Annotated in this window: 12 protein-coding genes; 7 read left to right on the top strand and 5 right to left on the bottom strand. The window is 59.2% G+C overall.

Annotation, left to right across the window (positions count from 1 at the left end):
- Positions 1–57 precede the first annotated feature (57 nt).
- Positions 58–462 (bottom strand): acetyl-CoA sensor PanZ family protein, encoded by a 405-nt coding sequence (locus F6R97_RS12820; protein ID WP_038978549.1) that lies wholly within the window; start codon positions 460–462, stop codon positions 58–60.
- A gap of 347 nt (positions 463–809) precedes the next feature.
- On the opposite strand from F6R97_RS12820, the gene F6R97_RS12815 reads away from it, so the two are divergent.
- From F6R97_RS12815 to F6R97_RS12785, 7 genes are all read left to right on the top strand, one after another.
- Positions 810–2,471, top strand: a complete 1,662-nt coding sequence (locus tag F6R97_RS12815; protein ID WP_052962820.1) for an OFA family MFS transporter — start codon at positions 810–812, stop codon at positions 2,469–2,471.
- 284 nt (positions 2,472–2,755) lie between these two features.
- Positions 2,756–3,349, top strand: coding sequence for an imidazoleglycerol-phosphate dehydratase HisB (gene hisB / locus F6R97_RS12810; RefSeq protein ID WP_007897437.1), 594 nt, complete (start codon positions 2,756–2,758; stop codon positions 3,347–3,349).
- The gene (gene hisH / locus F6R97_RS12805; RefSeq protein ID WP_038978551.1) at positions 3,349–3,987 is read left to right on the top strand and encodes an imidazole glycerol phosphate synthase subunit HisH; all 639 of its coding nucleotides are present in this window, start codon (positions 3,349–3,351) and stop codon (positions 3,985–3,987) included. The genes hisB and hisH overlap by 1 nt, the downstream gene beginning before the upstream one ends.
- Positions 3,988–4,245 carry a DUF2164 domain-containing protein gene (locus F6R97_RS12800; protein WP_048396050.1) on the top strand — a complete coding sequence of 86 codons (258 nt, stop codon included), beginning with the start codon at positions 3,988–3,990 and terminating at the stop codon, positions 4,243–4,245. It begins immediately after the preceding gene.
- Between the two features lie 42 nt (positions 4,246–4,287).
- Positions 4,288–5,025 (top strand): 1-(5-phosphoribosyl)-5-[(5-phosphoribosylamino)methylideneamino]imidazole-4-carboxamide isomerase, encoded by a 738-nt coding sequence (hisA, locus tag F6R97_RS12795; RefSeq protein ID WP_007897434.1) that lies wholly within the window; start codon positions 4,288–4,290, stop codon positions 5,023–5,025.
- Positions 5,026–5,034: 9 nt separating this feature from the next.
- Positions 5,035–5,805, top strand: coding sequence for an imidazole glycerol phosphate synthase subunit HisF (hisF, locus tag F6R97_RS12790; protein ID WP_007897430.1), 771 nt, complete (start codon positions 5,035–5,037; stop codon positions 5,803–5,805).
- A gap of 73 nt (positions 5,806–5,878) precedes the next feature.
- Entirely contained in the window at positions 5,879–6,634 is a 756-nt protein-coding gene (locus F6R97_RS12785) for a substrate-binding periplasmic protein (RefSeq protein ID WP_038978552.1), read from the top strand.
- A 3-nt stretch (positions 6,635–6,637) separates the two neighbouring features.
- On the opposite strand, the gene F6R97_RS12780 is transcribed toward F6R97_RS12785, so the two are convergent.
- From F6R97_RS12780 to F6R97_RS12765, 4 genes are all read right to left on the bottom strand, one after another.
- Complete coding sequence (locus F6R97_RS12780; protein ID WP_315866634.1) at positions 6,638–7,882, bottom strand: trypsin-like serine peptidase; 1,245 nt, start codon at positions 7,880–7,882, stop codon at positions 6,638–6,640.
- 98 nt (positions 7,883–7,980) lie between these two features.
- Positions 7,981–8,778 (bottom strand): divergent polysaccharide deacetylase family protein, encoded by a 798-nt coding sequence (locus F6R97_RS12775; RefSeq protein ID WP_315866633.1) that lies wholly within the window; start codon positions 8,776–8,778, stop codon positions 7,981–7,983.
- A gap of 1 nt (position 8,779) precedes the next feature.
- A complete protein-coding gene (locus F6R97_RS12770; protein WP_038978555.1) occupies positions 8,780–10,099 on the bottom strand; it encodes a S41 family peptidase in 1,320 nt (439 codons plus the stop codon).
- Positions 10,100–10,130: 31 nt separating this feature from the next.
- A complete protein-coding gene (locus F6R97_RS12765) occupies positions 10,131–11,423 on the bottom strand; it encodes a murein hydrolase activator EnvC (protein ID WP_315866632.1) in 1,293 nt (430 codons plus the stop codon).
- Positions 11,424–11,536: the final 113 nt, after the last annotated feature.

Raw genomic sequence — 11,536 nt, 5'->3', positions numbered from 1 at the left:
CGAATTCGAAATTTAGCCGGGGAGTATAGCGCTCCGAAGTGGCTGACCGGTCAGCGATCACATCGGGAGCTCATCCAGCGGCACCTTCAGCTTAGCCGCCAGCGCTTGAGCTTCGAGGTGCCCGGCAGGCGCCAACAGCCGCAATGTCGCGCCTGATTGCGACGCCATTTTCTGCGCTTCGTTCACCATGCGCTCGGCAACCCCACGACGACGGGTGATTTTTCGTACGCATAAATGGGACAAATGCCAGACGTCGTGGTGCCGTTGCAGACGTGCCGCACCCAACAACCGATCGTTGAAGCGTCCGGCGATCAGCGAACCGTCCTGCAGGCAGTCTTCGATCAGATGCATCTCCCCTGTAAATGGCGCAAACAGCCAGTCCGGGGCGTCGCGGTAGATCTTCTGCAGATCTTGCTGATCCTGATAAGTGGCTTGGTTCAGCAGCTCGACAACGATCGGCATGGTGTCTCCCTTGAAAGCTAATCTGGTCCCATAGGAGCTGCCGCAGGCTGCGATCTTTTGATCTTCTGTTCACGTTGCAAAAGATCAAAAGATCGCAGACTTCGGCAGCTCCTACGTATGAATACATGTTCTTACGGTTGTACGAGAACAGATGACATACAAAAGGTGATATCAGTTTGGTTTTTCTGTCACGTGCAAATGGTAACCTCTGCCCGTTCGTCCGTCCCTTCTGCGGCGTGATGTCGCACCAAAATGGAGCTTCACCTAAAAAACAGTCATGCCTGCGTGCATTAAGGCTGGGGGTGAAGTACGGCTGGCGAACAATACTAATAATTGGGGGAAACACCATGACTACGAGCATCACGGCGGACGGCTTTGCCGATCAGCCCGCGTTCCTGTCCAAGGAACGCATCATCGCCAAGCCCGGTTTTAACCGTTGGCTGGTACCACCGGCCGCTCTGGCCATCCACCTGTGCATCGGCATGGCCTACGGCTTTTCTGTGTTCTGGTTGCCATTGTCCAAAGCCCTGGGCGTCACCAAGGCCGTGACTTGTGCGCCGGACATGAGCTTCATCGCTCAGGTCTTTTCGTCTCAATGCGACTGGCCAATCTCGATGCTCGGCTGGATCTACACCCTGTTCTTCATCTTCCTGGGCTGCTCGGCAGCGATCTGGGGCGGCTGGCTGGAACACGCAGGTCCGCGCAAGGCCGGTGTTGTGTCGGCACTGTGCTGGTGTGGTGGTCTGCTGATTTCGGCGCTGGGGGTCTATACCCACCAGATCTGGCTGATGTGGATCGGCTCCGGGGTCATTGGTGGTATCGGCTTGGGGCTGGGTTACATCTCGCCGGTCTCGACCCTGATCAAGTGGTTCCCGGACAAGCGCGGCATGGCCACAGGCATGGCGATCATGGGCTTCGGCGGTGGCGCGATGGTAGGTGCTCCACTGGCTGCAGCGCTGATGGGTCACTTCGCTTCGCCAACCAGCGTGGGCGTATGGCAGAGCTTCCTGGTAATGGCTGCGATCTATTTCGTGTTCATGATCGGTGGCGCACTGTCCTACCGCGTTCCGCCAACCGGCTGGAAGCCCGAAGGCTGGACTGCTCCGGCGAAAAAAGCGTCGAACTCGATGATCACTCACCGTCACGTCCACGTGAATGTGGCGTGGAAGACCCCGCAATTCCGTCTGGTGTGGCTGGTGCTGTGCCTGAACGTTTCGGCGGGCATCGGCATCCTCGGCATGGCTTCGCCGCTGCTGCAGGAAGTTTTCGCCGGTAAATTGCTGGGCACCGACCAGACGTTTGGTCAGCTGGATGCCGGGCAACTGGCCTCGATCGCAGCGATTGCGGCCGGTTTCACCGGTTTGCTGAGCCTGTTCAACATCGGTGGCCGGTTCTTCTGGGCTTCGTTCTCGGACTACCTGGGTCGCAAAAACACTTATTTCGTGTTCTTCGCCCTCGGTTTCGCGCTGTACGCGCTGATCCCGAACCTCGGTCACTTGGGCAGCGTTGCGCTGTTCGTGGCGGCGTTCTGCATCATTCTGTCGATGTACGGCGGTGGTTTTGCGACGGTGCCGGCTTACCTGGCTGACTTGTTCGGTACGCAAATGGTCGGCGCGATCCACGGTCGTCTGCTGACCGCGTGGGCGGCGGCGGGTGTGTTGGGGCCGGTGTTGGTGAACTACCTGCGTGAATATCAGCTGAGCATCGGCGTTGAACGTGCCGCGGCTTACGACATCACCCTGTACATCCTCGCGGGCCTGCTGGTGCTGGGTTTCCTGTGCAACCTGATGGTTCGCCCGGTGGCCGACAAGTACTTCATGACCGACGCTGAACTGGCCGCCGAGCAGGCGCTGGGCCACGACAAAGGTGCTGACGCCAGCACCGTGCTGGAGTGGAAAGCGGATGCGGGCACCAAGCCATTGGCGGTGGCTGCGTGGCTGGTGGTGGGCATTCCGTTGGCATGGGGTGTTTGGGTGACGCTGCAGAAAACCGCAGTGCTGTTCCACTAAGAGACGCTTTGTGCCTGGCATGTGTTGTATCAGGCACATTGGTTTTATGCCCGAAAAGATCGCAGCCTTCGGCAGCTCCTACGGTCAGCGTTCACATCACATTGTGTGGACGCGGTCGGTGTAGGAGCTGCCGGAGGCTGCGATCTTTTGCTTGTACTGACATGTCTATCCCCGACAGCAAGGGATTCACTCCGTCAGTGATATCACCTCTCGTGTTTCTGTTTAGCGCCCGCGACCCTATAATGGCTGCCTTTTTCGCCCCAATGATTTTTGCGGAGCTGGTGATGGCCGAACGTATGGCGTCTGTCGAGCGCGACACTCTGGAAACCCAGATCAAAGCCTCGATCAACCTGGATGGCACCGGAAAGGCCCGATTTGATATCGGTGTACCTTTTCTTGAGCACATGCTGGACCAGATCGCCCGTCACGGGCTGATCGACCTGGATATTGTCAGCAAGGGCGACCTGCATATCGACGACCACCACACGGTGGAAGACGTCGGTATCACTTTGGGTCAGGCCTTCGCCAAAGCCATCGGCGACAAGAAAGGCATCCGTCGCTACGGCCATGCCTACGTGCCGCTCGATGAAGCGCTGTCGCGCGTGGTGATCGACTTCTCCGGCCGCCCTGGCCTGCAGATGCATGTTCCTTATACCCGCGCTACCGTCGGCGGTTTCGATGTTGACCTGTTCCAGGAATTCTTCCAGGGCTTCGTCAACCACGCCCTTGTCAGCCTGCACATCGACAACCTGCGTGGCACCAACACCCACCACCAGATCGAAACCGTGTTCAAGGCTTTCGGCCGCGCCCTGCGCATGGCTGTGGAGCTGGATGACCGCATGGCCGGTCAGATGCCGTCGACCAAAGGCGTTCTGTAATGCAGACGGTCGCGGTTATCGATTACGGCATGGGCAACCTGCACTCGGTGGCCAAGGCCCTCGAGCACGTCGGTGCCGGCAAAGTGCTGATCACCAGCGATGCCGATGTGATTCGCGAAGCCGATCGCGTGGTATTTCCCGGCGTCGGTGCGATTCGCGATTGCATGGCGGAGATCCGTCGCCTGGGCTTCGACTCGCTGGTGCGTGAAGTCAGCCAGGACCGTCCGTTCCTTGGCATCTGCGTGGGCATGCAAGCTTTGCTCGACCACAGCGAAGAGAACGACGGCGTCGATTGCATTGGCCTGTTTCCGGGCGCGGTGAAGTTTTTCGGCAAAGACCTGCATGAAGACGGCGAACACCTGAAAGTCCCGCACATGGGCTGGAACGAAGTGAGGCAGACGGTGAGTCACCCGCTGTGGCACGACATTCCGGACTTGGCGCGTTTCTACTTCGTGCACAGCTACTACATTGCTGCCGGCAATGCGCGGCAGGTGGTGGGCAGCGGTCACTACGGTGTCGATTTCGCCGCAGCGCTGGCCGATGGCTCGCGTTTCGCCGTGCAGTTCCACCCGGAGAAGAGCCATACCCATGGCCTGCAATTGCTGCAGAACTTCGCTGCGTGGGATGGTCGCTGGTAAATGGCCGTCAAGAAGAAGCTGCCGATCCTGACCCTCACTCCCGAACAGGAGAACGAGGCCAATCACAAGATCAAACGCTTCATGGAGGATCGCTTCGAACTGGACCTGGGTTCGTTCGAAGCGGCTGAAATCCTTGAGCTGTTTACCCGCGAAATTGCTCCGCACTATTACAACAGGGCGATTTTCGATGTGCAGACGCACCTCAAAGAGAGGTTCGAAAGCATCGAAAGCGACCTGTGGGCGCTCGAGAAAAACTGATTTCCGAGCGAAGCTGAATACTCGAATTTGAAGGTTTGCCAGATGCTGATTATTCCCGCTATCGATCTCAAAGACGGTGCCTGTGTTCGTCTGCGCCAGGGCCGCATGGAAGATTCCACGGTGTTCTCCGATGACCCGGTGAGCATGGCTGCCAAGTGGGTGGAAGGCGGTTGCCGCCGTCTGCATCTGGTCGACCTGAACGGTGCTTTCGAAGGCCAGCCGGTCAACGGCGAAGTGGTCACCGCCATCGCCAAGCGCTACCCGAACCTGCCGATTCAGATCGGCGGCGGTATCCGCTCCCTGGAAACCATCGAACACTACGTGAAAGCGGGCGTGAGCTACGTGATCATCGGTACCAAAGCCGTGAAAGATCCGGCTTTCGTTGCTGAAGCCTGCCGTGCGTTCCCAGGCAAGGTGATCGTCGGTCTGGATGCCAAAGACGGTTTTGTCGCCACCGACGGCTGGGCTGAAATCAGCACCATTCAGGTGATTGACCTGGCCAAGCAATTCGAAGCCGACGGCGTGTCCGCGATCGTTTATACCGACATCGCCAAAGACGGCATGATGCAGGGCTGCAACGTTTCGTACACCGCCGCCCTGGCCGCGGCGACGAAGATTCCGGTGATCGCTTCCGGCGGTATCCACAATCTGGGTGACATCAAGTCGCTGCTCGACGCCAAGGCGCCAGGCATCATCGGCGCCATCACCGGCCGGGCGATTTACGAAGGCACCCTCGATGTCGCTGAAGCGCAAGCTTTCTGCGATTCGTACAAAGGCTGAGGACTCACCATGGCGCTGGCCAAACGCATCATCCCTTGCCTGGACGTGGATAACGGCCGGGTGGTCAAGGGCGTCAAGTTCGAGAATATTCGCGACGCCGGCGACCCGGTGGAAATCGCCCGTCGTTACGACGAGCAAGGTGCCGACGAGATTACCTTTCTCGACATCACCGCCAGCGTCGACGGTCGCGACACCACGCTGCACACCGTCGAACGCATGGCCAGCCAGGTGTTCATTCCGCTGACCGTGGGTGGCGGTGTGCGTACCGTGCAGGACATTCGCAACTTGCTCAATGCTGGCGCGGACAAGGTCTCGATCAACACCGCTGCGGTGTTCAATCCGGAATTCGTCGGCGAAGCGGCCCAGCATTTCGGGTCGCAATGCATCGTCGTCGCCATCGACGCGAAGAAGGTTTCCGGTCCGGGCGAAACCCCGCGCTGGGAAATCTTCACCCACGGTGGTCGCAAGCCAACCGGCCTCGACGCCGTTGAGTGGGCGAAGAAGATGGAAGGCCTGGGTGCCGGTGAAATCCTGTTGACCAGCATGGACCAGGACGGCATGAAAAACGGCTTCGACCTGGGCGTCACCCGCGCCATCAGCGATGCGCTGGGGATTCCGGTGATCGCGTCCGGCGGTGTTGGCAACTTGCAGCACTTGGCCGACGGCATCCTTGAAGGCCACGCCAGCGCGGTGCTGGCGGCGAGTATTTTCCACTTCGGCGAATACACCGTGCAGGAAGCCAAGGCCTACATGGCTCATCGCGGCATCGTGATGCGCTAAACAGTACAGGCCAGTGGACAGCATGGCGGGCTCAAGGCACTCTTGGGCACGCCATGGATTCCGGTAGCCCGACATGCTTAAACGTCTTCTTCTTGTCCTCGCCAGCGCTTCTCTGTTGCTCATCAGCGGAGCCCACGCCGAAGAAAATCCCGGCACCGGTCTGGTGTTGCTGACGGAAAACTTCCCGCCGTACAACATGGCGAAGAATGGCAAGAATTTCGCTCAGGACGAGAACATCAATGGCATTGCCGTGGACATCGTCCGTGAGATGTTCAAACGCGCCGACATCACTTACAGCCTGACGCTGCGTTTCCCTTGGGAGCGAATCTACAAGCTCGCCCTGGAAAAGCCTGGTTATGGCGTGTTCGTGATGGCGCGGTTACCGGACCGCGAGAAACTCTTCAAGTGGGTCGGCCCTATCGGCCCGGACGACTGGATCCTGCTGGCCAAGGCCGATAGCAAGATCACCCTCGAGTCACTGGAGCAGGCGCGCAAATACAAAATTGGCGCCTACAAGGGCGATGCAATTGCCGAGACACTGGCCAAGCAAGGTTTGAAACCGATTGTTGTGCTGCGCGATCAAGACAACGCAAAAAAACTGGTCAACGGCCAGATCGACCTGTGGGCCACTGGTGACCCGGCAGGCCGCTATCTGGCGCGCCAGGAAGGCGTGAGCGGGCTCAAGACCGTGCTGCGCTTCAACAGCGCCGAGTTGTACCTGGCGCTGAATAAAGACGTTCCGGATGACGTCGTGGCCAAGCTTCAGGCAGCGTTGGATCAGCTGCGCAAGGAAGGCGTGGTGGACGACATCATGGGGCGGTATTTGTAGCAATCATCTCGATGTGGTCTGAAGCGTAGTGTCCGGCGTCGCGCTCAAGTACACGGCACTTGTAAACACGTTATTCAACGTCGCCCTTGTCAGCTGCTGCTCCCTTGAGGCGACGCCGATAATGCACAGTGCATGTGCGCCGCTTTGTGGCCCGATTTCAGTATTGATGTAAGCATCTTCAGCGCTGGTGGCGGCGCTGTAATTGTCGGGGGCCTTGCAGTCCCTGGCGTTATGGACCGTTTTATAGCGATAGAAGGGCGCCTCAAGGGAAAACCTGAAATCCCAGGTAGGCAATACGATCTGCCCATCCGCATTTTGCGTTCTATGAACGTATGACTTGAGCTTCCAGGGCTCCGCGACAGTCAGCTCGACCGGCTCCAACGAACAGTCCGCCCCATCGCCGTTGAAGACCCCGTCAATAAAGCACTTGTGCAGAAAGTTGGCCGAGTAGCTGTAGTTAAAACGGGCGGCCTTGCAAGACATCGAGTGCTCACAGTCGGGCGGCGATGGGGTATTGCGGGAGGCCACGACTTTACTGACGATGCCGGTAATTTCGTTGGTGCGGCGATTCAGCATCGGGCTACCGGAGCTGCCAGCGTAAAGGTCGCAGCTGTTTTTCATGGCCAAAGGGAACACCCCGGGGTGATCGACGAATGTTCCGGCGGTTTGTTCGGCGCAGGCGCTCAATCGAAGCCCCTGTTCGGTAAAGCCGCCCGGCGCGCCAATGTTAAGCGCATCCTGACTCTCGTAGGTTTGATGGGACGCCAGCTTGAGCGGGTTGACCCCGGCCTGTATCAGCGACGCCAATGTCGCGTCGACTTCGAGTACTGCAAGATCGGTCCCGACCAGGCTGCTCCATCGGGCAGTTCGGATGGCGTATTGGCGTTTGCGCTGTGGCACGTCATGAAAGTAGTGGAAGGTGACGCTGGCTTTCAAAGGCAGATTGGTCCGCGCCGAACCGTACTCAAAGAACACGCAATGACCGCTGGTGAGCAGGTAAGCAGGACCAGTGGCTTGGCCTTGTCTGTTACGCGTGTCCAGTAGAACGGCGCTGCAGGTCTCGCCCGATTGGAGGCTGAGTCGTCCCACGCCGCTCCAGATCTCATAAAAATGTTCGCTGTTTTGCAGGGCTCTTGACGGTGAATCGTTGACGGCGTCTTCGCCCAGGTCGCGGGCCTGCACGGCGGAAATAGCCAGCAGGCCAATCACGCCGGCGAAGCAAAAGAAGCTGAGATATTTCATGTCCATTCCTTGGTGATGAAATTCGGGGTGAGCGCTATCGTGGCACGCGTCTGTGTGCCGACAGGTATAAATAGTTATCGCGAAATGGAGTGGGCTGCGAGGAATTACCGGGCAGTCGGGAGGTGGTACTGGCCATCCTTGCCGTGCGCTGCCGTTGCACGATTGCCGCGCACGCTGATCATCTGTTGGATATCGATCCAGTCAATGCCCTGAGCCTTGAGCTTGGGCAATTCACGTTCAAGCACCGCCAATGTCTGCGGATACGGATGCCCGATCATCACCGCAGAACCCTGTTTGTGCGCCAGGCTGATAGCCGTCTGTAGCTGAGTAAAAATTGCGGCTTCAGTGGGCTCGTCATCCAGGAACACATCCCGCGAAACGCTCGCCAAACCGATCTTCTGCGCCTCGGCGGCGGCCACGGTTTGCGCGCTGGTGCGGCTGTCGACGAAGAATTTGTGCCGACGCTGCAAGTCCGCCATCAGCCAGGCCATGGCCGGTTGCTGCGCGGTCATGCGGCTGCCCATGTGGTTGTTGATGCCAGCGGTATACGGCACAGCCTTGAACGCTGCGTTCAAGCGCTTCTCGAGTTCTTCGATAGGTAATTCGGGATGCCAGGCAAACGGCCCGGTGGCCGGGGCCATGGGCATGTGCAGGATGACGATCTTGCCGGCGCGATGGGCTTCGCGGGCGAACTCGGTGGCGTGGGGAGTGTCAGGCATGATTGCCGCGGTGACCGGGCCGGGCAGCGCCAGCACACGGCGATCCTGGAGCAGGTTCTGCCCCAGGTCATCGATGATCAGGCTCAGATAAGCCTTGTGAGGTGTGGCCGCTGTTGTGGCAGGCGCCGCGTGAGCGACACCCGCCAGACAGCACAGCAGACCAAGGAGCAACCGCAGGCGCATCTCAGCGGCCGGAGGTGATGCTCAGCCCTTTGAGCAGGCTCAGGGCCTGGGCCAACTGATAATCGTCATCCTGTGGCATGGCCTTGGCTTTGCCACTGGAACCGGTCGGTTTGTCGGCGCCGCCGTTGCCATTGCCCAGGTGACCTTGCAAGTCGGCTTCCTTGAAGTATTCGCCGTCCTGCTCGTTGGTGATCTTGGCTTTGCGCACTTCGATGTCCGGGACGATACCTTGCGCCTGAATCGAGCGGCCGTTCGGCGTGTAGTACAGCGCCGTGGTGATTTTCAGTGCGCGCTCGTTGTTCAGCGGCAACACGGTCTGGACCGAGCCTTTGCCGAAACTGGTGGTGCCCATGACGACCGCGCGTTTCTGATCCTGCAGGGCGCCGGCGACAATTTCCGAGGCCGAGGCGCTGCCGCCGTTGATCAGCACGACCAGCGGCACGGCTTCGCTTTCGTCCTTGCCGGTGGCGGAGAAGCGCAGTTCGGAGTTGGCGATGCGGCCCTTGGTGTACACGATCAGGCCCTTGGTGATGAAGTGGTCGACCACTTCCACCGCCGATTGCAGCACACCGCCCGGGTTATTACGCAGGTCGAGGACCATACCGCTGAGCTTCTTGCCGTTGTCTTTGCGCAACTTCGCCAGAGCCTTGGAGACCTCTTCGCCGGTCTTGACCTGGAACTGGGTGATGCGGATGTAGCCGTAGCCGGACTCCAGTAGCTGACTCTTCACGCTCTTCACTTGAATGATGGCGCGGACCAGGGTCACGTCGAACGGCGCGCCGCCGTCGCGTACCAGGGTCAGGGTGATCTTCTGGCCGATCTTGCCGCGCATCTTGTCCACGGCTTCGGTCATGCTTTGGCCGCGAGTCGGCTGGCCGTTGATCTTGACGATGAAGTCGCCGGCCTGAATGCCGGCCTTGGAGGCTGGGGTGTCATCGATGGGTGAAACTACCTTGATGAAACCGTCTTCGGCGCCGACTTCGATGCCCAGGCCGCCGAATTCGCCGCTGGTGCTTTCCTGCAATTCAGCGAAGTCTTCCGGGCCCAGGTACGCAGAGTGCGGGTCGAGGTTGCTGAGCATGCCTTTAATGGCGTTTTCCAGCAGGGTCTTGTCGTCCACCGGCTCTACATAGGCTGCCTTGATCCGGTCCATGACTTCGGCAAAGGTGCGCAACTCGTCCAGCGGCAATGGCGCCTTGGTGGTCGCAGCGGTGCCTGCAGGTGCGACCGCCGGGGCAGGCTCAGCGGCAAACGCCAACGGTGCGCCGATCACCAGGGCAATCGTCAGGGCCAGCGAGGTAAGGCGGGACAAATACAGCATGTCGAACGAACTCCTGAAGTAGATGGCGTACTTATCCTTGCGCACGACACCATTGCGCCGGATCACTCGGGTGACCCTGCTGACGAATAGCGAAATACAGTGCTGGTGTGTCCTGTCCGCCACTGTTACCGACAGTGGAGATGGACTCACCGGCTTTTACCACGTCACCCGCAGACTTGAGCAGCGTCTGGTTGTGACCGTAAAGACTCAAAAAACCGTTGCCGTGGTCGAGGATCACCAGCAACCCGGCGCCTCGCAACCAATCGGCAAACACCACGCGGCCGCCGTGAACGGCATGCACCTGGCTGCCGGCGGAGGCGCTGATCATCACGCCGTCCCATTTGGAGCGGGCATCGTCGCCACGGCTTTCACCGAAGCGCGCCAGCAGTCGACCATCAACCGGCCATGGAAGTTTGCCGCGGGAGGAAGCAAAGGGGCCGCCAAAGGTTTCGCCTGAACTTGAAACCAGTGCACCGGGTGTCGATTTAACGGTTTTGCGTGGGGCGTCAGTGGCATCTGCTTCAGCCTGAGCCTCACGTAAACGCTTTTTTTCGGCTTCCTGCTGGGCGATCAGCGCTTTTTGCCGCGCCTCTTCTGCCTCTCGGGCCTGGCGGGCCAGGGTTTCTTCAATGGTTTTAAGGACTTTAGACAGATCTGCCTGATCCTGCTCGCGCGCCGCCAGTTTCTGATCGCGGGCCTTCACGTCGTCGCTGAGTTTGGCCAGGACTTGCTGGCGCTCCTTGCGGACCTTGTCGAGTTCGTCGCGCTGGCTGTCGAGGCTGCTTTTCTGCACCAGCAATTGCGCCTGCTGCATGGTGATGTCTTTTTCGACATTGGCCAGTTGGCGCAGGGTTTCGTTGAAATTCTTCAGCTGCTCCAGGCGGGCCTGGCTCAGGTAGTCGTAATAGGTGAGGGTGCGGGCGAATTTTTCCGGGTTCTGCTGGTTGAGCAGCAGCTTGAGGTACTCCTGGCGGCCATTCTGATAGGCCGCGCGGGCCTGGATGGCGATCAGTCGTTGCTGTTCAATGCGCGCGCTCTGGAGTTTTTTTTTCTCAGCATCGAGTCGCTGTAGCTCGGATTCGCTTTTCTTCAGCTCTTTTTGCAGGGCTTCGACCTGCTTCTCGAGCTTGCCCATCTCGGTTTCGGTGCCCTTGAGGTCTTTCTGCACCCCGGATTTTTCTTCCTGGAGTTTACCCAGCAGTTTCTTCAGCTCGGCAATGTCCTGACGCGTGGCGTCCAACTGTTGTTGGGTTTGCGTGCGCTCGTCGGCAAAGGCCGGTTGAAGCAGGCAAGTCAGGGCAAGGGCTATCAGGACGCGAAGCATAGAGGCGGGCGGCACCAGGGAAAGGGACGGCCTAGTATGCCCGCCAAGCGCAGCAAAAAAAATGCCCAATTGGGGCTGTGTGATAACTGGAGCTGAATCGGTGTTGAAATCAC

The organism is Pseudomonas sp. JV414 (assembly GCF_032424305.1).
Classification (GTDB): Bacteria; Pseudomonadota; Gammaproteobacteria; order Pseudomonadales; family Pseudomonadaceae; genus Aquipseudomonas; species Aquipseudomonas lini.
The sequence above is the reverse complement of the archived record's forward strand: the minus strand, read 5'-3'. Positions and strand labels throughout refer to the sequence as shown.